Here is a 23,461-nt window from a genome sequence, read left to right as displayed (position 1 = left end):
GCCATTCAAAACAGACGGCAGGCGGTTCAGCGCGCTTAATGACAGAGGTTGAACCACAACAACCCATTGTCTAAAAGGAGTTGACATGACCGCCATGATGAAAGCCGCCGTATTTGTTTCCCCGGGTCGCATTGAGTTGGCCGACAAGCCGATTCCCAATGTGGGGCCCAACGACGCCTTGGTGCGCATCACCACCACCACCATTTGTGGCACCGACGTGCACATCCTCAAAGGCGAGTACCCGGTGGCCAAAGGCCTGACCGTGGGCCACGAGCCGGTGGGCGTGATCGAAAAATTGGGCAGCGCCGTGCAAGGCTACACCGAGGGCCAGCGCGTGATTGCCGGAGCCATTTGCCCCAACTTCAATTCCTATGCCGCGCAAGATGGTCTTGCGTCGCAAGACGGCAGCTACCTGGTGGGCCAAGGCCTGTGCGGCTGCCACGGCTACAAAGCCACGGCCGGCTGGCGCTTTGGCAACCTGATTGACGGCACCCAGGCGCAGTACGTGTTGGTGCCCGACGCGCAAGCCAACCTCGCCCCCATTCCCTACGGTCTGACCGATGAGCAAGTGCTGATGTGCCCCGACATCATGTCCACCGGTTTCAAAGGCGCAGAGAACGCCAACATTCGGATCGGGGACACAGTGGTGATTTTTGCGCAAGGCCCCATTGGCCTGTGCGCCACGGCAGGTGCCCGTTTACTGGGGGCGTCCACCATCATTGGTGTGGACGGCAACGACCACCGCTTGGGCATTGCCAAAAAACTGGGGGCTGATGTCACGCTCAATTTCAACAACTGTGACGTGGTGGCTGAGGTGATGAAGCTCACCGGCGGGCGTGGTGCGGACTCGGCCATCGAGGCGCTGGGAACGCAGGGCACATTCGAGTCGGCATTGCGCGTGCTCAAACCCGGTGGCACTTTGTCGAGCCTGGGCGTTTACTCCTCCGATCTCACCATTCCCCTAGGCGCCTTTGCCGCGGGGCTAGGCGACCACCGCATCAACACCGCCTTGTGCCCCGGCGGTAAAGAGCGAATGCGCAGGCTCATGAATATTGTGGCGTCGGGCCGGCTGGACTTGGGTGTCATGGTGACGCACCACTACAAACTCGACGACATCGTGGAAGCCTACGACCTATTTTCGCACCAACGCGATGGCGTGCTGAAGGTGGCGATCAAGCCTTGGTAAGGCGGGTTTCTCTGCTATATCGTGGGCAAATGGGCACGCTCAGATACTCACAACCTATCAAGGTTAAGGGCAAATTCACTGCAGACCTCTGTCGATCAAGTTGTTGCGGCGTGAGCGGATGGACCTGAGGAAATAGCATGTAGTTGACCACGCATAGTGGCGGACCTCCGTGTCTTTTTTCGTTGCTAGCATTCTTCGCAATTGAAGCCAAAAACAGCTTGGTGATCGGCTACGGGTGGTAGGCCAACCTCCAAATTGGCACCGTCTTATAGCGACCAGAGGCCATCTGCAGTCATTCGGTAATGGCTGCTTCAGAGCAGCGGAGGTTACATTGACTTAAGAGGTAGCCGTATGGAATTCCCATGACCTTAAATCCTCACTTGCCAACTTGCCAACTTGCCAACGGTGATTCCTTTCTCCGCCAAATCAATAGCCATCAAGCGACTTTTTTTGTCTGTGGGATATCGTCATCAGAAATAATTAGGTCTTGGCTAAAAAACATGACTTCATTGCCTACGTAACGCCGTTGGGCCGTGTAATTGAGCCCGTATGTTTTCGAGTTGACGAGTTGGTACATGGCGCGGATTTCGTCTGCATTGTCATAAGACACGACCCAATGCCGCTTGAAGCCTTTAGCATTGATAGTTTTCGCGATCGCAACATGATCGTCGTGCTCGTAATAGTTTCGGTACAGACCCTTGCCTTTGACATAGTAAGGCGGGTCAAGATAGATCAGCGACTTTTTCGGCAGAAACTCTTTGCCACGTTTCAGAAGAGCCAAAGAATCTTCACAGTACACGGTAATCTTATTTGCACGTTTAGCGATTTCCTTAATGCGTGCGGTAATGACATCCTTTTTGAAGCGGGCATCCAGTTTGTAGGCTCCTTCCTGGTTCTTCCCACCAATGACGCCCGCTTTCAAAATACCAGAACGGTTGGTTCTGTTCATGAACAAGGTAGCAAACCCCTTTTCGACCAAGCTGGCTTGGCAGTCTTCGCGCAGTACCGAACGCCACTTGAACCATTCTTCGATAGTGATAGGCGTCGATGCCAGCAACTCAAGCAATTCCGCAGAGTGCTGCGTCACAGAAACCCAAAATGCAAACACTGCGGGGTCTGCATCGTTGATATGAATATGGCTTGCATGTCCATGAAACAGCAGATCGAGGGCAACCCCCGCTCCGCCCGCGTAGGGCTCCAGGTAATGCCCCCCGATACGCCATTGACCTCCATTACCTTGGCAATGAACGGCGCAAAAGGCGCTTTTCCGCCGGGGTAGCGCAGTGGGCTGTAAAGCCTATTTGAGAACATCAGGCACCTTCTTCAGTTTGATTTGCAGCGCGGTTAGTTTGGCATCGTCCACGGCGTAGCCCTCTTTCATGACGCCGAATAGCACTTCCTTGAATTTTTCCAAGAATACGTTAGTTGCCTGCGGATTATTTTCAACCCAATGCCGCCACGCGTTGAGCGGTTTAACACTCGAGGCGACCAGCAATTGGAAATCAACAGAATTATAAAAATTCTTGAAAATAGCCCGTTTTATCTTGTTTCCACGGTAAGCAGCAAGACGCTCTTTAAGATTCACTACGTTACCAATGATGCCCAACTCCCTAATTGCCTCGCGGCCAGCTGAATTGGTAAAGACTTCGCGGGAAAACTGCAAGTTGTTTTTCCAAAAAAAATCATCAGCAGGCAAGTTGTAAAGATGCTCAAAAATCAGCTGATCTGGCGGCAAATCTCCGGGGAGAAGAACGACAGTTTTAAACCCTTTTCCCTTGACGAGTGACTTGGCGTCTTCGTCTAAACAAACAACACTATTCACGGTAAATTCTGGCACTTTTTTATCAAGCAAATACACGTAATTTGTGCAACCCATCTTGATGCCCGACATCGGATTAGAAAATTTCCTAATTGGCTGCCGGAAAATTAATGCCGCGAAGAAATCCTCAGCCTCTTTGTCTTCAAAATAAACATTGACGCTCGGAAGGATAGCTGTTGGTCCTGCGCTGACAGTTCTCGTGTGGATGTCGGCGCTAGTCTTCGCCCAAGACCAATCATGCATGACCTGAACAGATCCATACGTATTGCTCAAATAGACGGTTTTGAACTTTTTACTGTATTTGTGCTGACTTTGCTCGTATGCGTACTCAATCATGACAGGTGAGTGAGACGTCATAACCACCTGCAAATTGAGCTTCTTGCATTCACGTTCAAGAATCTTCAGCAGGTTGACTTGAGCAGTTGGAAACAAGCCAGCATCAGCCTCATCAATCAGCAGCAAACCACCTTTGTAGTCGGCATATTCCGCTTTGAGTTTTTTGAAGAACAGCAGCGCCATGATGATCTGACCCGCATTGTCTTCGCCCGCAGAGACTGACTCATGGTTGTAGTTGTCACCATGAGCAACGGCAGAAGCAATTGTTCCGTGAGTGCCTGTGGCTTGAGTCGAGTTGCGATTTAGCAGCTCGTTGGTTAGTGCAATGAACTCGTTCTCAGGGGCTTTCAAATAATCGAGATCTATTTCTTTATAGTCTCGATCTGCGATTGGAAAGAGTCGCTTTAAACTCAAAAAAATCACTGAGGGTGTAAGAAGTTTTGTGTAAACGGTTATTTGGCAGGAAACTGCTGTCTTGCATGGAGCCGAGATGACCGTAGAGATGAAACCCTTACCCGCCGAGCTGATTGACGCCCTGTTGGCCGACTACAAAAAGCCCGAAGACCTGATTGGCCAGAATGGCCTCTTGACGCCGCTCACCAAAGCCTTGGTCGAGCGAGCTTTGCAAGCCGAATTGACCGGCCACCTGGGTCACGGCAAGAACCAGTTGGTTGCCAATGAAGCGGGCAACACCCGCAACGGGTGCAGCAAGAAAACGCTCAAAGGCGATTTTGGCCAGCTACCCATAGAAATCCCCCGTGACCGCGCCGGCACCTTCGAGCCCCAACTGATTGGCAAACACCAGACCCGCTGGAGCGGCTTTGACGACAAGATACTGTCGCTGTATGCCCGAGGCATGACGGTACGCGAGATTCAAGGCCATCTGCAGGAGATGTACGGCGCCGAAGTGTCTCCTACCCTGATTTCATCCGTGACCGACGCCGTCATGGACGAGGTCAAAGCCTGGCAGTCGCGCCCCTTGGAGGCGCTGTACCCCATCGTCTACATGGACTGCATTCACGTCAAGGTGCGCGACAACGGTACTGTGCGGGTCAAGGCCCTGTACTTGGCCATTGGCGTCAACCTGGACGGCCTCAAAGAGGTACTGGGCCTGTGGATGGCCCAAACCGAAGGGGCCAAGTTCTGGCTGCAGGTGGTGACTGAACTGAAGAACCGGGGCGTGGCTGACATCTTTATCGCCTGCGTAGATGGGCTCAAAGGTTTCCCTGACGCCATTGAGGCAGTCTTCCCCAAGGCGACGGTGCAGCTTTGCATTGTTCACATGGTGCGTCACAGCCTGAACTTCGTGGGGTGGAAACAGCGCAAGGAAGTCGCCGCGGATTTGCGGCTGATTTACGCTGCGCCCACTGAATCCGAAGCTGAGCGACAACTCACGGCATTCGAGGTCAAATGGGACGATTCCTTCGCTCCGATTGGGCGCTCCTGGCGGCGCAACTGGACACGCTTGATACCGTTCTTTGAATACCCGCCAGACATCCGAAAAGTGATTTACACGACCAACGCCATTGAGTCCGTGAACATGAGCCTGCGCAAAATAACCAAGACCCGCGGCTCGTTCCCAACTGAGGACGCAGTGTTCAAGCTGTTCTATCTGGCACTGAACAACATCAGCCAGAAATGGACGATGCCGATTCGGGATTGGAAGGCTGCTCTGAACCGCTTTACCATTCAGTTTGACGAGCGCATGCCGCGCGTCTAACTTAACCGCCGTTTACACAAAATTCGGGACACCCTCATCACTGGATGCGTGAAGTTTCTGCTGGTGTTTCCCGTAGCGATACTGTTTTTCCGTATGACAGGGCGCGGTAATACCTTTTTCTTTTCGTTTTCAGTAACACCACGCGTCATCAGTTCTAAATTGGCTGTAGCAGCTTGGTCTGTGTATCCATCGTGCAAATGAATGATGGCAGACAGCGATCCTGGCACATCAAATATCTCAGATATTCTGATGTGCTCCTTGTATTGAGATTTAAAACCATGACCGCTGATTTGCTTGAACTCGCGAAGACTTGCGCCAGTGATGTAGTCTTTTTCAAAGCTGAAAATTTGCGCTGCGATCCCAAGAATTGACGATTTGGATGTGCCGTTCTTTCCGCAAATGACGGTGATGTAATCGCCGAACTCAACTTCGACGTTGTTGAGTGCGCGAAATTTTTCAATTACTATTTTTCTGAGTTGTGTCTTTGTCATGTTGCATCCCTTATGTCTTATTGAAGTTTTCACTCAATCGTGAATATTATTCTTCGTCGACCTGCTACTGAGGTTTCAGCTTTTAACTGATCGATCAGGCCATTTCGCTCAGCCTCAATAGTGCCTTGGCGGTCCATAAGTGGAGCCGAAACCTCTTAGTCTTATTTTTTCGATCACGCTCCAGCGTCTGCACTTACCCCACTAAACGCTGCAAGTGTTTAGTGGAGATTCTGATGGTCAGTATTTCACCACCTTTCGCGGGGATGTCGACGCCCTTAAAGTTGACAATTTCCGCATAGTTCGGTTCGACATTTGAATGTCAGCTGTCGGGTCAACAGTTGACCGCTTGTTAAGCCCGACATGGGTCGAGTCCCGTAATTCAGTCACGCCCGCCAAACGACTGGAAGCGGAGCGCACCGATCATTCCTCTCCCATCATTCACGAGCGTCACACGCATCAAGTTGTATTGACGAGGGACGTCAGGGTTTCAAGTTCTGGTGCTCGGCAGCTGCCTTTTGCACCTCTTCCCATTGGTGTTTGGGAATGTGGCCGGTAAAGCGCTCAACCACCATGTCCATCACTTCTTCTGTCACTTCATGGAGCAGGTAGGGAATCACGTCAGCGGTGATGTCGCCGCCCAAGCGCACCAAGCGCTCAGCCGCCGTCACGCAGTGCCCGTATTGAATCACCGGATCGGACTTGCCATGGATAAAGTGCAGTGTGGTTTTCTCGGGGGCGTGCTCAGGCAACTGTGCATAGCGCCCCGACAGTGCGACGATGCGCGCCGCCAGCCCGGCCTGTGCCTGCGCGGCCTCCAGCGCCATGATGGCACCCTGCGAAAAGCCGATAACGGCGGTAGCGCCAGGCTCGACGCCGCTGGTTTGCTGCCAGTAGCGCAGGTTGTGGATGAAGGCGGGCATGACCTCGGCCACGCGCGTGGGGCGGTTCTCGTCGGTGATGCCTTGCACAGAAAACCACTGGGCGCCTGCGCCGCTACTGCCCAGATCGCTGACATAGGGCGCGTGGACGCTCACGATAAAGGCGTTGGGAAACTGCGCCGCCAGATGTTGCCCCAAGGGCACCATGTCCTGCGCATTGCCGCCCACGCCGTGGTGCAACACCAAGAGTTGCTGCGCGGCATGAAGGGGTTTTTGGATGATGATGGAGTCAGACACGGTAGGCCCTTGCGAGTGAGGTAAAACAATCGATATCACTTGGGTGCGGATGCCCTGCGTACAAGGCGATCATGGCATTTGGGATCATCGGTCAAGACAGAGGGTATGTCTATTTACTCTTTTTTTGATAGCTGCTTGCGCATACTGCGCTTGAGCTAGAGGCCAATATGGCTCAAATTTTGGGTCGCAATGGCTCTGAAACCGTCCGACACCCGCTTGTCGCTGGCTGCGGCTTGCCAAAACGCGGTGGCCAAGGTGCGAGCTTGGTTCCACTCCGGCAGGGTGGCGGCCGTGGGTTGCAGGGGCCGGGCGGCAAAGTCGCGCGCCACCAGCTCGCCGCCGACGGGGGCGTACATCATGGGCAGCATGTCGTAGGTGGGCGAAAGCGTCCAGTCGTCCTGGTCCAAAATAAGCGAAATGTTGCCGTAGTGGCGGTCGGTGTTGGCAATCAGCACGCCATACGCTTCCAACAGGCGCAGCGTGCGGGCGTCCTTTGGGGTGAGCAGGCCGCGCGACAGCATGCGGTTGGCCGTGGCCGCCCAGTTGTCCATCTCCCCCACGTATTCGTTGTCGTACACCATCAAAGACACCATGCCGATGCGGCCGTGGGCGGTTCGGTCAAACCGCTCGGCCTCCAGAAAAATGCGCCCGCCGCCTGAGACGATGTTCGTCTTGGCCGCTGGCAAGCCCGCCTGCGCCAACACACTCAAAGCCAAATGCTCGCACACCAGCAAGTCCCGCAGGCGCTGGTCCACGGGCGCGTCCCCTGCGGGGGAAAACTTCACAATCACATGGCGCTCGCCGTGGCGCGTACAAAACTTAGGCTGCTCACCCCCTGCTGACGATCCCGACAACGTGCCCTGCATCGCTTGCTCGGCCATGCGCGGGTAGTCGGCGTGCGACTCCGCCCGTGAGGCGCGCTGGGGCAGGGTGTGAAAGCGCTGAAACGCAGCTTCGCCCACCACCAAATTGCCGGGCAAGTCATCGCCAAACAGGGCCAACGCCCGCAGCACGTCGTCGTCATTCCAGTGGCGCGGGTCCGTGCCCAGTTGCAGTTCAGGGTGGGCATGGGCAAAAGTGCGGCCCATGAAGCCTTGCGGGCGCATGTCGTCCAGAAACCAGGGCAAGCCGCCGTGTTGCTGGCTCAGGCCGTCCGCCTCATCCACCCAAACAGCACCACCTTGCAAGGGCACCAAGCGGGCAAAAGGCGACGCCTGACCCTGCTCGTTGACCCGCATCACCGGCACCTCGCGGCCCACACCCGCCACCGTGCGCGGCAACACATAACGCTGCGAACGCGCCGCGCCCACCTTTTGCACCTGCCCCGCCTGAACCAGCGGCGCCAACGCCCGCGACACCGTCGGCTGGCTCACCCCCAACTGCTCCTGCAACTCCGCGCTGGACAGCACCCCACCCTGACGGCGCAGGGCTTGCAAAACTTTGGGGACGAGGGGGTTGTCGGTGGTCATGACTCATTTTATGAATAGATTCATAAATAATTAAGTTCAATTGAATCAATGGCTTAAGTTTCAGCTTGAATAGATAGTTCTAAGAAAAATCCCATCAAAAACTTGTTCCGAGAAGAGGCGTGGCAGACATGTTCTGCCGGAATAGCGACCCGCCTTTCCACTTGCTAGCGCAGTATTTGATCTACCTGCTATCGATCATCGTTCTCTGCTGGGCGCAGATCAAGTGTGGATCGGACGGAGGCACGATGCCACAGCAGCAACCCAAGCACACCCATAAATGCGGCGAACGCGAAGTGCACCAACGCAGGGCCGGCTTGCCCTCACTGCGAGTCGGCGAACTTGTAAAGCCACGCCAACCGCCCTGCAAAGGGCTGAGGAGGAGTCTCCAAAGTGGTGAATCCAAACGCAGCAAATGCCACTGCCGTGGCCCACAACCCCCAGCAAGCCTCCCTGGGAGTCAACGTAGGACGACCGTCGGCAGGGAATATTTCATGTTCTTGCGGGTTCGAATTGATTTGACTGTCGACATCTGGCCCAATGGGCGGCGGAGCTTTTGAGAATTGCAGTCGCCTGCTCAGTTAACGATCTTCACCGCTTCGCCGCACTCTGACCATCCCCATTTGGCTGAGTTAGTGGAAGATGACAGGTACCTCTCTCACATCTCCGACCCGTCGTCCGGCAAAAGCCCGGCAAAACGTTGCGCCGCCGGGGGCCGTGGGCGCGCTGGTCGCCGCTCAGCTCACGAGGACTTCAACCTCCATGCCCGCAAACGCGTCAGCGGCGCCCACATAGCTGCCTGACACCGGCATCAACAGCGTGATGTCGCGGGCCACGGCGACCGGGACCAGGTTGAATCCGCCGATGCTGCGGTTGGTCGGGTCGAAGGTGATCCATCCCGCCCCCGGCACATAGACCTCGGTCCACGCATGGGTGGAGCCGGACCCCGAGGAGCCCGTCTGGGTGCTTTGCGGGTCGTACAGATAGCCCGACACGATGCGGGCGCCGATGTCCAGGCTGCGTACCGCTTCGGCGAACAAAATGGCGAAGTCGCGGCACGAGCCCTTGCCGCGGTCCAGCGATTCGATGGGCGTTTGGGTGCCTTCGCTTTCGCGCACCTCGTACTGCAGGGCTTCAGACACGCCGTGGCTGATGGCCTTCAGCAACTCCAGCGTGTCGGGTGCGGCGCCCCGCACGAATGACCGGGCCCATTTTTGCAGGCGGCCCATGGGGTCAAGGTACTGCTGGATGGCCAACGCTCCCAAGTCAGCGCGATCGTCGTTCGAATAGTAGAAAGGGTAGCTCTGGGCTGCTGCCGTAATGTTGAAAATCGGCCAGGGGTTGCCGGTGAGGTCCAGTTCGAGCTTGCTCTCAATCCGCAACACGTCGGTCTGGCCGCTGAACGACGCCGTCGCAATCGCATTGCCCCAGACGTCGTTGGCCCACGCAACCGTGACATCCGGTGACACCTTCAGCGTGTGCGAGAGCAGTTGCAGTTCACGGCTTTCTCTGGGGCGCAACATCAGCCGGTGCGGACTCAGGCTGACGGGGGTGCGGTAGTGATAGACCGTTGTATGGCTGATTCGAACTTGGGTCACGGTGTTGGGGGGCTCCTTAAGTACATTCAGCGTACCACCTTCAGTGAAAGCGGGCCCGCGTCAAGCGGCGGCGCCGTTCGCTCAAACCACCCGCCAATCGTTCGCAGCCACGTAGTCCGTCAGGAACTCGGCAAAGCGTTGTGCCGCTGGTGACAGCGGGCGGTCTTTGCGGGTAAAGATGAAAAACTTGCGCTGAATCTCTGGGGCCACCAGCGGGCGGCTCTCCAGTTGAAAACGCTTGATGAGCGTGCCGGCGTAAGGCAGGCAGGTGGTCACCCCCAGCCCGGCGCTCACCATGCTGAAGGCAGTGGTCATGAAACCCACCTCGTTGCTGGGGGTCAGCGCGCCGCCCCGCAGTGCCTCAAACAAGTCACCCCGCAGGCGCTGGGTGAACTCGCCTTGCAGCGCAATCAGTGGGTGGGCCAGCGCCTCGCTCCAGCGCACGGTTTTCTTGGCCGCCAGCGCGTGGTCGGGCGGAAACACCACCACAAACGGCAATTCAAACAGGGTGCGGGCCTCAATCTCGGGCAAAGACTCGCGCTCGGGGCCAACGCCTAAATCCACCTCGCCGCTACTCACTCGGAGCAACACGCTTTCCACCATGCTGTCAAACAGCCGCACCTGAATGTCCGGGCACTCCCGTTTGAAAGCGGCCATCACCTCGGGCAGCACGGTGCAGGACATGAGCTGCGGCGCGGCGATGCGAACCACCCCGCGTTTCAGCGCCTTCAGGTCGGCCATGGCGTCCAGTGCGCCGTCCAGGTCTTGCAAGATTTTGACGGCCAGGGGGTAAAACTCGCGCCCGGCCTCCGAGAGCTGCACCTTGCGCGTGCTGCGGTGCACCACCTGTACGCCCAAAATCTGCTCCAGCTCTTTGATCAGCCCGCTCAGGGCCGATTGGGTCACATGCAAGCTGGTGGCGGCCTCGGTGAAGCTGCTGGTGTGGGCCAGGGCACAAAAGGCGCGCAGTTGGCGCAAAGTGACATTCATAAGCTAGCCAGATAAATTCATCATAAAAATTCGTTTGAATGATAGATGAAAAGGCTTTTTAATCACCCCAAGGCTTCTGCCGTTCAACCGCATTCACTGGAGACCGCCATGCTCGTCAAAAAGATTCACCACGTCGCCTACCGCTGTATCAACGCCAAACAAACCGTCGAGTGGTACGAAAAGCACCTCGGCATGAAGTTTGTGCTGGCCATTGCCGAAGACGAGGTGCCCTCCACCAAGGCGCCAGACCCTTACATGCACGTCTTTATTGACGCCGGCATGGGCAACATCCTGGCCTTTTTTGAGCTGCCCAACGCCCTGCCCATGGACCGGGACCACAACACGCCCGCGTGGACGCAGCACATTGCTTTTGAGGTGGCCAGCATGGGCGACCTGCTCACCACCAAGGAGCGCCTGGAGGCCGCCGGTATTGAAGTGATTGGCGTGACCAACCACACGCTTTTCAAGTCCATTTACTTCTTTGACCCCAGCGGCCACCGCCTGGAACTGGCCTTTAACACCGCCACCCCTGCCATGGACAAGGCGCTGGACGACGTGAAATGGGACATGCTCAACGAATGGGACCGCACCAAAAAAGCCCCCAAGCACGCGGCCTGGATGCATGACGGAAGCGGAGTGCCCCAGTGATTGGATTGAACCCCACGCACAACCCCGCGCTCAAAAGCTGGGTCACCTCCGCCAACCAGCCCGACTGTGATTTTCCGATTCAAAACCTGCCATTTGGTGTGTTTCGCCGCGCCGGCAGCACCGAGGCCTTTCGCGGCGGTGTGGCCATGGGCGACCAGATTCTGGACCTGAGCGCCGCGCAGCACTTGGGAGCCTTCAGTGACGACGCCGGTGATGCGGCCCGCGCTTGTGGTGCACCTACCCTCAATGCTTTCATGGCCTTGGGGCCCAAGGCCTGGTCGGCATTGCGTGCAGCCCTGTCGCGCGCTTTAAGCGAAGGCGCTGAACTGGAGTCGGCTTTGAGTCGCTGCCTGGTGCCGCAAGCCGAGGCCGAGTTCACCGTGCCCGCGCACATTGGCGACTACACCGACTTCTACACGTCCGTGCACCACGCCACCAACGTGGGCAAACTGTTCAGGCCGGACAACCCGCTGATGCCCAACTACAAGTGGCTGCCCATTGGCTACCACGGCCGTTCTTCGTCCATTGGCGTCTCCGGCCAGTCCTTTCACCGCCCGGTGAGCCAGACCCTGGCTCCCGGTGCGGCCACACCCCAGCTCACCCCCAGCCGGCGCATGGACTACGAATTGGAACTCGGCGTCTACATGGGCACCGCTAACGCGCTGGGTGAGCCTGTGCCGCTGGACGAGGCCGAGTCCCACGTCTTTGGTCTGTGCCTGTTCAACGATTGGTCTGCCCGCGACATTCAGGGCTGGGAATACCAGCCGCTGGGCCCGTTTCTGTCCAAAAATTTTGCCAGCACCGTCTCACCCTGGATCGTGACACTGGAAGCGCTCGCACCCTACCGACAGCCCTGGACCCGGCCCAGCGACGACCCGCAACCCCTGGCCTACCTCGACTCGGCCACCCTGCGCGCCAGCGGTGCCATTGACATTGAGCTCGAGGTGTTCATCCAGAGCGCTGCCATGCGCGAACAAGGCCTGCCTGAGCACCGCCTGTCACGCAGCAATTTCCGTCACGCCTACTGGTCGGTGTCGCAAATGGTGGCGCACCACACGGTGAACGGCTGCAACCTGCAACCCGGCGACCTGCTGGGCAGCGGCACCCAGTCCGGCCCCACGCTGGACGAAGCCGGCGCCTTGATTGAGTTGTCCGTCGGTGGCAGCCGCACGCTGGCCTTGCCCTCGGGCGAAACCCGCACCTTTCTGGAAGACGGCGACACCGTCACCTTCCGGGGCGCGTGCAAGAAGCCAGGCGCGGCCCGGGTCGGCTTTGGCGAAGTCAGCGGCACGCTGTTGCCAGCGCGTGCGCTGGTCTAGGGCTGCCCATGCTCAAGCTCTACACCTACTTTCGCAGCTCGTCTTCGTACCGGGTGCGCATTGCGCTGAACCTCAAAGGCCTGCCTTATGAGTCAGTGCCGGTGCACCTGCTTCGCGACGGCGGCGAACAACACGCCAGCAGCTACGCCCAACTCAACCCGGCAGAGCTGGTGCCCACGCTGGTGGACGGCGACCTGGCCCTGATCCAATCGCTGGCCATCATGGAATACCTGGACGAAGTGCACCCCAGCCCCAGCCTGCTGCCCGGCAACGCGCTGGACCGGGCCCGCATTCGCACTATGGCCCAAAGCATTGCCTGCGAGATGCACCCATTGAACAACCTGCGCGTGTTGCAGTACCTGCAACGCGAACACCAGCTGGACGAAGCCGCCAAAGCCCACTGGTACCGCCACTGGATCACGCTAGGGTTCACCGCATTGGAAGCCCAGTTGAACCACCCCGACACCGGCACCTTTTGCCACGGCGACACCCCCACGCTGGCCGACTGCTGCCTGGTCCCCCAAGTGTTCAACGCCCGCCGCTTTGACACCCCGCTGGACGCCTTCCCCGCCATCCGCCGCATCGAAGCGGCGTGCCTGGCATTGGAGCCGTTTCAGCGTGCTGCGCCAGAGGCACAAGCCGACGCGGTTTGAGCCACCTGCGCGAAAGTGACTCGGCGGACTGATTCGCTCTACCTTAAAACAGCGTGGTTTGCGGCCCCAGCGCCGCTCTGGCGGCCAGATTGTCGGCGGGATAGGGCCGCAGCAATGGTTTGCTGTGTTCGGGCCTGGCGTTGAGCCAGTCGTCGTACTGGTCGTCATGCAGGATGACGACCATGCGCTTTTCATCGTTGGGTTTGTGAAACAGCCGCATCAAAGGGTGCTGGGCGGCGTTGAGGGTAAGCATGGTGAAGCTGTGCACCACCTCGCCTTGGGGTGACTTCCAGGCGGACCACAGGCCGGCAATGCCCAAGGGCTCGCCATCCGCCCGCGCAATGCGGGTGGGCACGGGCCGGCCGCTGCGCCAGTCGGGCTCAAAAATGGCCTCGGCAGGAATGATGCAGTGCTGGGCCTTGTTCCACGCGTCCCGAAAACTGGGCTTGCTGGCCACGGTTTCGCTGCGGGCGTTGTAGGTGTATTGGGTGATTTTGGTGTCCGGGGACCAGTGTGGCACCAACCCGAAGAGTCCGGGCAAGGCTTCGCGCGCTGGCACGGCTTCGTCGCCCACTTGCGACTGCGGGTGCGCACGGACAAATGTGCCGGTGTAGCCAGGCCACATATCGACCTTGCCCAAATCAGCGGGCGGTTGAACGAGGAACAAGCGCTGCAAGCGCTCTTGTTCTTTCAGGGCTTGGTAATGACTGCACATGGCGGCATGGTAGCGCCTGTTGAGCGCGTTTGATGGCCTGGCAGCCGCGGTTGAGGCCGCTTAGCTTAACTGGCTCAAGCGCGATAACGCTTGGCAAGCGCGGCTATGTGATCAGGCCCAAGCCCGCAGCAACCACCGAAGGCTGTAACACCCTGGCTCTGCCAACCTTGCGCCCGATCCACCAAATCGCCTGGTGAAATGATGTCGACAAAGCTCCACTCTGGCATTTTGAAATAGCCGCTTTCCGGGTAGACGCCGAGTGGCCCTTGCCAGTGGCGCTTGACGATATCGATGGCGTCTCCGGTGTCATTGGGCGACGAATGCATGATGCTGATGTGGGCCGGGCAGGTGGCGGCCAGCACGCGCACCACGTCGTCCAACAGTTGATCGTCATGGCTGAAGCCCACGAGCTCGCCATCGGCACGCCGCTCAGTGGCGATGCCTACCCAAACCGGCAGGCCCGTGGCGAGAGCGGCTTGCGTCGCCCACAGCGAATACGCCACGTCGCGCATCATCTCCATGAGGATGAAGTCCACCCCCGAAGAGGCGAGGTTTTGGGCCTTGCGCTCGAACAGGGCTCGTGCCTGCGCCTCAGGCCACTCTTGCTGCTTGGCGGTGCGGTCTGAGCCCGCCACGACCGGGCGCATGGTGGACATGGAACCCGCCACCGCCACTGGTTTGCCCTGCGCCGCTTCCCGGGCAATGGCCACGGCGGCACGGTCGATGGCCAGCAACTCGTCGTCGCGGCCCAGCGCGTTGAACAGCAAGGCGCTGGTGGCAAAGGTGTTGGCGGTGATCACATCAGCCCCAACCGCGATGTAGTCGTGGTGGACCGCACGCACGATGTCCGGATGGGTCAGGTTCACCTCCGCGCACCAAGTGTCGCCACTCATGGGCGCGCCACGGCGTTGGATGTCAGTGCCCGTGCCCCCGTCAAGAATGATGGTCTCGCCGCGCTGCAGCTTGGACGCAATGTGTTCGTACATAGAGATAACAACCTTTCGATCAACAACGAACCACCAGAAGCAAGAAACCCATAAATTTCTCAACTTATGGGTTTCAATTTCTCAGCTTATCAGGCTACCTACACTAAGCTTAAATATCGATATTGCCTGCGCGCAAGGCGTTGGCTTCGATGAACTCTCGGCGGGGCTCCACGTCGTCGCCCATCAGCATGGTGAAAACGCGATCGGCTTCGATGGCGTCATCAATTTGCACTTTAAGCAAGCGCCGCACAGTGGGGTCCATCGTGGTCTCCCAGAGCTGCATGGGGTTCATCTCACCCAATCCTTTGTAGCGCTGGCGCGAGGTGGCGTGCTCGGCTTGACCGATAAGCCAGGCCATGGCTTCGCGGAAATCGGCCACTTTCTCTTCCTTCTGGCGCTCGCCTTCACCGCGTGTGACCTTGGCACCTTCGCCGAGCAAGTAGCGGAAAGTGTTGGCGGCTTCGGCCAAGGCGGCGTAGTCGGCACCGTGCACAAAGTCTTGTGTGAGCACACTGCTCTTGACGTTGCCGTGGTGACGACGGCTGATACGCAGAATGGGTTTGTCCGAGCGCTCGTCAAACTCACCGGCCACTTCAGCATCAGGCAGCTTGGCTTGCAGGGCAGCGGCAGACACTTCAGCATCGGCCACGGTGTCCAGATTCAGCACAACGCCGTCGGCCACGGAGCGCAAGGCTTCTGCGTCCATGAAGTTGCGCAAGCGAGCGATGACACCCTGTGCGACCTGGTGCTTGCGCGCCAGTTCAGCCAGCACATCGCCAGTGAGGGTGGTGCTGTTGGCGCCACCGGTGATGACGGAGGCATTCACCAAGGCGATACGCAGCAAGAAGCTGTCCAGAGCGGGCGCGTCCTTCAGGTACAACTCTTCTTTGCCGGCCTTGACTTTGTAGAGCGGCGGCTGCGCAATGTAGATGTGGCCACGCTCCACCAGCTCTGGCATCTGGCGGTAGAAGAAGGTGAGCAGCAGGGTACGAATGTGGGCGCCGTCAACGTCGGCGTCGGTCATGATGATGATGCGGTGGTAGCGCAGCTTGGCGACGTTGAAGTCATCGTTGCCAGTGGTGCCACCGGCTTTGCCGATGCCGGTGCCCAAGGCGGTAATCAGCGTCAAGATCTCGTTGCTGGTGAGCAGCTTTTCGTAGCGTGCTTTTTCAACGTTCAAAATTTTGCCGCGCAACGGCAAAATCGCCTGAAATTTGCGGTCACGTCCCTGCTTGGCGGAGCCGCCGGCGGAGTCACCCTCGACGATGTAGATTTCGCACATGGCAGGGTCTTTTTCCTGGCAATCAGCCAGCTTGCCGGGCAGGCCCATGCCGTCCAGCACGCCTTTGCGGCGCGTCATGTCGCGGGCTTTTCGCGCAGCCTCGCGGGCACGGGCGGCTTCAATGATCTTGGCAACAATAATTTTGGCGTCGGCGGGGCGCTCTTGCAGGTAGTCGTAGAGCAGTTTGCTGACGATGTCTTCTACGGGACCACGCACCTCGGAGCTGACCAGCTTGTCTTTGGTCTGGCTGCTGAATTTGGGCTCAGGTACTTTGACGCTGAGCACGCAGGTCAGGCCTTCGCGCATGTCGTCGCCGGTGACTTCAACTTTGGCTTTTTTGGCGATTTCGGTGTCGTCAATGTATTTATTGATGACACGGGTCATGGCCGCCCGCAGGCCGGTGAGGTGGGTGCCACCGTCTCGCTGGGGAATGTTGTTGGTGAAGCACAAAACTTGCTCGTTGTAGCCGCTGTTCCACTGCATGGCGACTTCAACACCAATGTTGGTGTTCTGGTCGCTTTGGCGGTCACCCGTGGCATGAAAGATGTTGGGATTCAACACCGTTTTGCCTTTGTTGATGAAGTTCACAAAGCCTTGCACGCCACCGGCACCGGAGAAGTCGTCTTCTTTGCCACTGCGCTCGTCTTTGAGGCGAATCTTGACACCATTGTTCAGGAAACTGAGCTCACGCAGGCGCTTGCTGAGGATCTCGTAGTGGAAATCGTTGTTTTCCTTGAAGATGTCCGTGTCTGGCAGGAAGTGAACTTCAGTGCCCCGCTTTTCTGTGGTGCCCGTCACCTTCAGGGGGGAAACCTCAACGCCGCCCACCATTTCGGTGATGCGGTTTTGTACAAAGCCGCGGCTGAACTCCATGACATGCACTTTGCTATCACGGCGAATCGTCAAACGCAGCATTTTGGACAACGCGTTCACGCAACTGACACCCACGCCGTGCAATCCACCGGACACCTTGTAGCTGTTCTGGTTGAACTTGCCGCCAGCGTGCAGTTCAGTCAAGGCAATCTCTGCCGCACTGCGCTTGGGTTCGTGCTTGTCGTCCATCTTGACGCCGGTGGGAATGCCGCGTCCGTTGTCAACCACGCTGATGGAGTTGTCGGAGTGAATGGTGACAAGAATGTCATCGCAATGACCGGCCAGCGACTCGTCAATGGAGTTGTCCACCACCTCGAAAACCAGGTGATGCAAACCTGTGCCGTCCGAGGTGTCGCCGATGTACATGCCGGGGCGTTTACGCACGGCCTCCAGACCTTCCAGAATCTGGATGGAGCCTTCGCCATACGCCTCTGAGGCGCCTGCCTGATTGCTGTCGATGGTAGGCTGGAAGTTGGAGCTACCGGCAGTGCTCGCGCCGGTGTGCACCGCGTTTTCGTCATTCACAGGGGGTTGAACTGGCTTATTTTCTTCGGTCATAACTCACTTCTCTCACAATTTCTCAAACTCTGGAAAGACCAAACCCGCGATGAACAAAATGTTCATCGCGGGTTTGGTCAATGCGTGTAGCAAGGCATGCAGTTTTAAATCCGCATCGGCATCACGACATACTTGAACGTGGTGTTGTCGGGAATGGTGAAAAGGGCTGAACTGTTGCCGTCAGACAGTTCCAGCGTCACCATGTCTTGGCTCATGTTGGACAGTGCATCAATCAGATACGTCACGTTGAATCCGATCTCGATGCTGTCGCCGCCGTAGTCAATGTCCAACTCGTCCACAGCCTCTTCTTGCTCGGCGTTGTTGGACGCCACGCGCAGCGTGCCGGGGTCAATGTTGAGGCGAACACCCTTGAATTTGTCACTGGTCAGAATTGCGGTGCGCTGCAAGGTGGCCAGCAAGGCGGTGCGGCCCAAGGTAATGCTATTTTTGTGGTTTTTGGGGATGACACGGTTGTAATCGGGGAACTTGCCCTCGACCAGCTTGGTGACAAACTCCATGCCCTCAAAGCCAAACTTGGCCTGGTTGTTGGCAAACTGCATCTCGATCGCGCCTTCGGCGTCGGACAACAGGCGCTGCAGTTCGATCACGGTTTTGCGCGGCAAGATGACCTCTTGCTTGGGCACCTCAACGTCGAGCGTGGCGGAGGCGAATGCCAGGCGGTGTCCGTCGGTGGAAACCAGACTGAGTTGCTTGCCTTCGGCCACAAACAAAATGCCGTTCAGGTAATAGCGAATGTCATGCACGGCCATGGCAAAAGAGACTTGATTTAACAAGCTCTTGAGCGTCTTCTGCGGCACGGTGAATGCCGGTCCAAAGTTGGCAGCCTCTTGAACCAGCGGAAAGTCTTCGGCAGCCATGGACTGCAGCGTGAACTTGCTTTTGCCACCCTTGAGGATGAGCTTGCTGGCGCTGGACTCCAGCGAAACCACTTGGTCCGAGGGCATGGTGCGCAGAATGTCAATGAGTTTGCGCGCGCCCACGGTGGTGGTGAAGTCACCGCTGTCGCCATCCATCTCCACGGTGGTGCGAATCTGGATTTCGAGATCGCTGGTCGTCAACTGCAATGACGAACCGGTTTTGCGAATCAATACATTGGCCAGAATAGGCAAGGTGTGCCGGCGCTCAACGATGCCGGATACCGATTGCAAAACCGATAAAACTTTGTCTTGTGTGGCCTTCAGGACGATCATGTCAACCTCTTTATAAATATCTATCTTTAACGCTATTCAACGACCCAATTGGGGATGTACTCGCTAACTCTGCCATTTTCCCTTTTTTTGCAGGCGATCAGCCTTTCAGGGTCTGCTCCAACACATGAAGCTGTTGGTTCAATTCGGTCAATTGCTGACGCTCGCCACCAATTTTTCGAACCGCATGCAACACCGTGGTGTGATCGCGGCCACCAAATAGCTCACCAATCTCCGGCAAACTTTTTTGAGTCAGCTCTTTTGCAAGGTACATCGCAATTTGCCGTGGCCGCGCAATGCTGGCCGGGCGCTTCTTGGAGTACATGTCAGCGATCTTGATTTTGTAGTAATCCGCCACCGTCTTCTGAATGTTTTCCACAGAAATTTGACGATTCTGAATCGACAACAAATCACGCAACGCCTCTCGCGCCAACAGAATTGAGATTTCCTTTTGATTGAAGCGCGAATAGGCCAGGATTTTGCGTAGGGCACCCTCCAACTCACGAACGTTGGAACGCACGTTTTTAGCGACAAAAAATGCAACCTCCTCCGGCATATCAATGCCTTCGACGCGCGCCTTGTTTATCAAAATGGCGACCCGCATTTCCAGCTCCGGCGGTTCAATGGCCACCGTCAAACCGGAGTCGAAACGAGACACCAGGCGCTCATGAATATCCGCCAAACCCTTGGGATAGGTGTCGCTGGTCATCACAATGTGTGACTTTTTCGCCAACAAGGCTTCAAACGCGTTGAAAAATTCCTCTTGAGTGCGTTCTTTGTTGGCAAAAAACTGCACGTCATCAATCAGCAGCAAATCAAGTGAGTGATAACGCTCCTTGAATTCGTCGAACGTCTTGCGCTGGTAGGCCTTAACCACATCCGAGACAAACTGTTCTGCATGGATGTAGAGAACTTTGGATCCCGGCTTGTCTGCCATCAAGCGATTGCCCACCGCGTGCATCAAGTGGGTCTTTCCCAATCCGACCCCGCCATAAATGAAAAGCGGGTTGTAAAGATGGCCCGGCATGCTGGACACATGCATCGCTGCGGCGCGCGCCATGCGATTGGCAGTGCCTTCGACCAAGGTGTCAAATGTCAGTGCTGAATTGAGGCGATTTCGGAATTCATTGCTGTTTCGCTCCTCGCTGGGGGTTTGATTCACGACCGAGGCGACGGGAAGAGGATCGACCACTCGCTGCGGTGCCTGGCTTCGAACGGGCACCTCTCGGGGAGCAAGTGCTAACTCAATTTGAACAACCTGACCAGAAAGTGACTCCATGAGGCCGGACAGGCGTTGGCTGTACTGCGCCCGTATCCAGTCCAACTTGAAGCGATTGGCCACGAATATGGTGACCTTCCCAAGGTCATCAGACACCTGAGCGGTTAACGGTTTGATCCAGGTATTGAATTGCTGCTCAGGAAGCTCCTGAGCCAGTTGATCAATACACGTTTGCCACAGACTTTGTCCAGGACCAACTCCTGTCCCGGGTTGGTTTTCGATAAATCCCTCTGTCATTGTGGGTGATTGCCTCTGTGGATAGCCATGTACTTCAAAGGCTCGAATTGTAGATTGTCAAGACCTTATCCACAAGGCAGTCGACCCCGCCCAATTCGTCGCAAGCGCGGCAACGGCGCCAGTGGCCTTGCCCTTCCTGACAAAGTTTGCCATAATCCGAGGTTCCCTTAATTGAGTTAAGGGAGAAAGTCAGCGACCCCCTTCATTGTTTTAACTTTGGTGGGTCGACATTGAGCCCTTTAGGATTTCCAAAATGAAACGCACTTACCAACCATCCAAGATCCGCCGCGCCCGCACTCACGGCTTCTTGGTTCGCATGAAAACTCGCGGCGGCCGTGCCGTGATCAATGCTCGCCGCGCCAAAGGCCGCAAGCGTCTGGCCGTCTAAAGACAGCTTCGGCGCGTTGCGCAGTTGCTTGGTCTGAACCAAACCGCCCAAAGCAAATGCAGCGACTGAAAACTCGAAGTCAGTTTCAAGCTGCATTGTCTGGAGGCACTGTAGCGCGGACGACGCATTTTGCGTTGCATCGCGCGGGGTTGGATCAACCGACGACCGCCGCGCCAATCACCCGGTCCGCTCTAGCGCCAAAACTGGCGCTTTTTGACGTTCAAGGGGTTTGGCTTGCCGCCATGGTGCCCAAACGCTGGGCCAAACGTGCAGTGACACGGAATACCATCCGTCGCCAGATTTATTGCGTCAGCGCCGACTTCGAACTGGCACTGCCTGATGCTGCGCATGTCATTCGACTTCGGTCGGACTTTGATCGAACCTTGTTTCCCAGTGCGACGTCTGAGAAGCTGAAGTCCACCGTACGACAGGAGTTGCAGCAATTGTTTGCAACAGCCGTCGCACGCCCTTCAGCAAGCTCAACTCGACAAGACCGCGCATGATTAAAGCAGCGCTGATCGGCTTGGTCAAAGGCTACCGCCTGTTTCTAAGTCCTTGGCTTGGTTCGTCCTGCCGGTTCGAGCCGACCTGCTCGGCCTATTCGCTGCAAGCACTACAGCAGCACGGTTCGGCGGCAGGCAGCTACCTGACTTTGAAACGCCTTGGTCGCTGTCATCCTTGGTGTGCCGGCGGAAGCGATCCTGTTCCCGCCTCGAAACCCCGGTTATTCACCCGGCTGATCCCAGCCGCCACTCAAAAGAAATCTTCATGAACGATATTCGCCGCACCATTTTGTGGGTGATCTTTGGCTTCTCCATTGTTTTGCTTTGGGATCAGTGGCAGGTATTCAACGGACGTCACGCCACTTTTTTCCCCAAAACCGCACCTTCTGTGGCCACCGCGCCCTCAGGCGCACAGACGCCGATACCTTCGACGTCTGATTTGCCGACGGCTAGCATAAAGGCCACGGCGTCACAAATGCCGGAAGTGATGAGTCCTGCGCCTGAAACCACTCCATTGGCGGCGATTCCCCGGGAAAGCGTAGTCGTTGCGTCTGATGTATTGAAGCTCACCTTTGACAGCGACGGCGGCTCGATCGTGAAATCGGAGTTTCTGAAACACGGTGGCAAAGGCGCGGATTCACACCCGTTTGTGCTGCTGGATTCCAGCAAAGACCGCGTCTACCTGGCTCAAACCGGATTGCTCGCAGGCGACGCCGGTGGCACCTTGCCCACGCACAAGACGCCAATGACAATCGTACCCGGCGAACGGACGATGGCGAAAGGCAGCAACAGCTTGGATATCCGCTTTGAATCACCCGAAATCGGTGGCGTAAAGCTAGTCAAGACGTTCACTTTGACACGCGGTTCCTACGCTGTGGCTGTCAAACACGAGGTAATGAACGTTGGCACCACCACCGTATCACCTCAGTTGTACCTGCAGTTGGTGCGCGACGGCAACAAACCAGTGGGCGAATCCTCCTTCTACTCAACTTTTACCGGACCCGTTGTTTACACGGAGGCGAAGAAGTACCAAAAAGTAGAGTTCAAGGAAATCGAAACCAAAGCCACCGAAAACAAACAAGTCGATATCGAGAAGTCGGCCACCAATGGTTATGTAGCAATGGTGCAGCATTATTTTGCAAGCTCATGGTTGCTCGGTGATGGCATTCAACGTGATTTGTTCATGCGCAAAGTGGGTGCCAACCTTTACTCTGTCGGCATGATTGTCCACCTCGACGCTATTGCCCCTGGTACATCAAAGTCGATTGATGCAAGGCTCTTTTCCGGCCCCCAAGAAGAAAAGGTACTGGAATCACTGGCACCCGGTCTGGAGCTGGTGAAAGATTACGGATGGCTCACTATTCTTGCCAAGCCGCTGTACTGGTTGCTGGACAAGATTCACAGCTTTATTGGCAACTGGGGTTGGTCCATCATGGCCTTGGTATTGCTGTTGAAAGCAGCTTTCTACTGGCTCAATGCGAAGGCCTACTCCAGTATGGCCAAGATGAAGGCCGTGAATCCGAAAATCACAGAGATGCGTGCCCGCTTGAAGGACAACCCTCAGCAGATGCAGCAAGAGATGATGCGGATTTACAGGGAGGAGAAAGTGAACCCCATGGGCGGCTGCTTCCCGATCATGGTTCAGATTCCCGTCTTCATTGCGCTGTACTGGGTGCTGTTGTCCAGCGTGGAAATGCGCAACGCCCCTTGGGTGATGTGGATTCACGACCTGTCGTCCCCTGACCCACTCTACATCCTGCCTGTGGTGATGGCCTTGACGACGATGCTGCAAACAGCGCTCAACCCGGCACCGCCAGATCCTTTGCAAGCAAAAATGATGTGGTTCATGCCACTAGCCTTCAGTGTGATGTTCTTTTTCTTCCCGGCCGGCTTGGTTCTGTACTGGATTACGAACAACATCCTGTCGATTGCACAGCAGTGGGTCATTAACACTCGTATGGGTGTTCCACCGCAATTCAACTTGCCAAAGTTCAAATAGACGCAGCGCACGCATCCCGGCCTGGCAACGCT

General features: G+C 56.9%; 21 protein-coding genes. 9 read left to right on the top strand and 12 right to left on the bottom strand.

Annotated features, from left to right (window positions below; all coding sequences use genetic code 11):
• Positions 1 to 85: 85 nt before the first annotated feature.
• Complete coding sequence (locus J8G15_RS15600) at positions 86 to 1,186, top strand: NAD(P)-dependent alcohol dehydrogenase (RefSeq protein WP_210543218.1); 1,101 nt, start codon at positions 86 to 88, stop codon at positions 1,184 to 1,186.
• A 436-nt stretch (positions 1,187 to 1,622) separates the two neighbouring features.
• Here J8G15_RS15600 and J8G15_RS15595 read toward each other — a convergent pair whose 3' ends face one another.
• Positions 1,623 to 2,345, bottom strand: a complete 723-nt coding sequence (locus J8G15_RS15595; protein WP_240538573.1) for a DNA adenine methylase — start codon at positions 2,343 to 2,345, stop codon at positions 1,623 to 1,625.
• A gap of 138 nt (positions 2,346 to 2,483) precedes the next feature.
• Positions 2,484 to 3,764, bottom strand: a complete 1,281-nt coding sequence (locus tag J8G15_RS15590) for an AAA family ATPase (RefSeq protein WP_210543216.1) — start codon at positions 3,762 to 3,764, stop codon at positions 2,484 to 2,486.
• Positions 3,765 to 3,831: 67 nt separating this feature from the next.
• Between J8G15_RS15590 and J8G15_RS15585 the strand changes: the two genes are divergently transcribed.
• Positions 3,832 to 5,061 carry an IS256 family transposase gene (locus tag J8G15_RS15585; RefSeq protein ID WP_210542506.1) on the top strand — a complete coding sequence of 410 codons (1,230 nt, stop codon included), beginning with the start codon at positions 3,832 to 3,834 and terminating at the stop codon, positions 5,059 to 5,061.
• Here the strand turns inward: J8G15_RS15585 and J8G15_RS15580 are convergent.
• The 5 genes from J8G15_RS15580 to J8G15_RS15560 form a co-directional block, all read right to left on the bottom strand.
• Complete coding sequence (locus J8G15_RS15580; protein WP_210543214.1) at positions 5,058 to 5,552, bottom strand: AAA family ATPase; 495 nt, start codon at positions 5,550 to 5,552, stop codon at positions 5,058 to 5,060. The genes J8G15_RS15585 and J8G15_RS15580 overlap by 4 nt on opposite strands.
• A gap of 479 nt (positions 5,553 to 6,031) precedes the next feature.
• Entirely contained in the window at positions 6,032 to 6,727 is a 696-nt protein-coding gene (ypfH, locus tag J8G15_RS15575) for an esterase (protein ID WP_210543212.1), read from the bottom strand.
• A gap of 155 nt (positions 6,728 to 6,882) precedes the next feature.
• Positions 6,883 to 8,196 carry a type II toxin-antitoxin system HipA family toxin YjjJ gene (gene yjjJ, locus J8G15_RS15570; protein ID WP_210543211.1) on the bottom strand — a complete coding sequence of 438 codons (1,314 nt, stop codon included), beginning with the start codon at positions 8,194 to 8,196 and terminating at the stop codon, positions 6,883 to 6,885.
• A gap of 734 nt (positions 8,197 to 8,930) precedes the next feature.
• A complete protein-coding gene (locus tag J8G15_RS15565) occupies positions 8,931 to 9,791 on the bottom strand; it encodes a transglutaminase family protein (protein ID WP_210543209.1) in 861 nt (286 codons plus the stop codon).
• 81 nt (positions 9,792 to 9,872) lie between these two features.
• Positions 9,873 to 10,781: a LysR family transcriptional regulator gene (locus J8G15_RS15560; protein WP_210543207.1), complete on the bottom strand. Its 909-nt coding sequence runs from the start codon at positions 10,779 to 10,781 to the stop codon at positions 9,873 to 9,875.
• 108 nt (positions 10,782 to 10,889) lie between these two features.
• Here J8G15_RS15560 and J8G15_RS15555 point away from each other — a divergent pair, with 108 nt between their 5' ends.
• Genes J8G15_RS15555 through maiA form a run of 3 tightly spaced genes read left to right on the top strand, consistent with a single transcriptional unit; the run spans position 10,890 to position 13,401 of the window.
• On the top strand, positions 10,890 to 11,429 hold the full coding sequence (locus J8G15_RS15555) for a VOC family protein (protein ID WP_210543205.1): 540 nt from the start codon (positions 10,890 to 10,892) through the stop codon (positions 11,427 to 11,429).
• On the top strand, positions 11,429 to 12,748 hold the full coding sequence (gene fahA, locus J8G15_RS15550) for a fumarylacetoacetase (RefSeq protein ID WP_210547615.1): 1,320 nt from the start codon (positions 11,429 to 11,431) through the stop codon (positions 12,746 to 12,748). Before J8G15_RS15555 ends, fahA begins: the two co-directional genes overlap by 1 nt.
• A gap of 8 nt (positions 12,749 to 12,756) precedes the next feature.
• Positions 12,757 to 13,401, top strand: a complete 645-nt coding sequence (gene maiA / locus J8G15_RS15545; protein WP_210543203.1) for a maleylacetoacetate isomerase — start codon at positions 12,757 to 12,759, stop codon at positions 13,399 to 13,401.
• Between the two features lie 43 nt (positions 13,402 to 13,444).
• Here maiA and J8G15_RS15540 read toward each other — a convergent pair whose 3' ends face one another.
• The 5 genes from J8G15_RS15540 to dnaA all read right to left on the bottom strand — a co-directional run bounded on the left by J8G15_RS15540 (position 13,445) and on the right by dnaA (position 20,539).
• A complete protein-coding gene (locus tag J8G15_RS15540) occupies positions 13,445 to 14,116 on the bottom strand; it encodes an SOS response-associated peptidase (protein WP_210543201.1) in 672 nt (223 codons plus the stop codon).
• Between the two features lie 74 nt (positions 14,117 to 14,190).
• The gene (locus J8G15_RS15535) at positions 14,191 to 15,102 is read right to left on the bottom strand and encodes a homocysteine S-methyltransferase family protein (protein ID WP_210543199.1); all 912 of its coding nucleotides are present in this window, start codon (positions 15,100 to 15,102) and stop codon (positions 14,191 to 14,193) included.
• Between the two features lie 109 nt (positions 15,103 to 15,211).
• On the bottom strand, positions 15,212 to 17,815 hold the full coding sequence (gene gyrB / locus J8G15_RS15530; RefSeq protein WP_210543197.1) for a DNA topoisomerase (ATP-hydrolyzing) subunit B: 2,604 nt from the start codon (positions 17,813 to 17,815) through the stop codon (positions 15,212 to 15,214).
• A gap of 104 nt (positions 17,816 to 17,919) precedes the next feature.
• Complete coding sequence (gene dnaN / locus J8G15_RS15525; protein ID WP_210543195.1) at positions 17,920 to 19,026, bottom strand: DNA polymerase III subunit beta; 1,107 nt, start codon at positions 19,024 to 19,026, stop codon at positions 17,920 to 17,922.
• A 97-nt stretch (positions 19,027 to 19,123) separates the two neighbouring features.
• Positions 19,124 to 20,539, bottom strand: a complete 1,416-nt coding sequence (gene dnaA / locus J8G15_RS15520; protein WP_210543194.1) for a chromosomal replication initiator protein DnaA — start codon at positions 20,537 to 20,539, stop codon at positions 19,124 to 19,126.
• A gap of 253 nt (positions 20,540 to 20,792) precedes the next feature.
• On the opposite strand from dnaA, the gene rpmH reads away from it, so the two are divergent.
• Genes rpmH through yidC form a run of 4 tightly spaced genes read left to right on the top strand, consistent with a single transcriptional unit; the run spans position 20,793 to position 23,429 of the window.
• Positions 20,793 to 20,927, top strand: a complete 135-nt coding sequence (gene rpmH, locus J8G15_RS15515; RefSeq protein WP_006299042.1) for a 50S ribosomal protein L34 — start codon at positions 20,793 to 20,795, stop codon at positions 20,925 to 20,927.
• A 56-nt stretch (positions 20,928 to 20,983) separates the two neighbouring features.
• Entirely contained in the window at positions 20,984 to 21,430 is a 447-nt protein-coding gene (locus J8G15_RS15510) for a ribonuclease P protein component (protein ID WP_210543192.1), read from the top strand.
• Complete coding sequence (yidD, locus tag J8G15_RS15505) at positions 21,427 to 21,699, top strand: membrane protein insertion efficiency factor YidD (protein ID WP_210543190.1); 273 nt, start codon at positions 21,427 to 21,429, stop codon at positions 21,697 to 21,699. Before J8G15_RS15510 ends, yidD begins: the two co-directional genes overlap by 4 nt.
• Positions 21,696 to 23,429, top strand: a complete 1,734-nt coding sequence (gene yidC, locus J8G15_RS15500) for a membrane protein insertase YidC (RefSeq protein ID WP_210543188.1) — start codon at positions 21,696 to 21,698, stop codon at positions 23,427 to 23,429. The genes yidD and yidC overlap by 4 nt, the downstream gene beginning before the upstream one ends.
• Positions 23,430 to 23,461 lie beyond the last annotated feature (32 nt).

This window comes from Rhodoferax sp. PAMC 29310 (assembly GCF_017948265.1).
Lineage (GTDB): Bacteria > Pseudomonadota > Gammaproteobacteria > Burkholderiales > Burkholderiaceae_C > Rhodoferax.
This window is presented reverse-complemented; position numbering and strand designations above follow the sequence as displayed.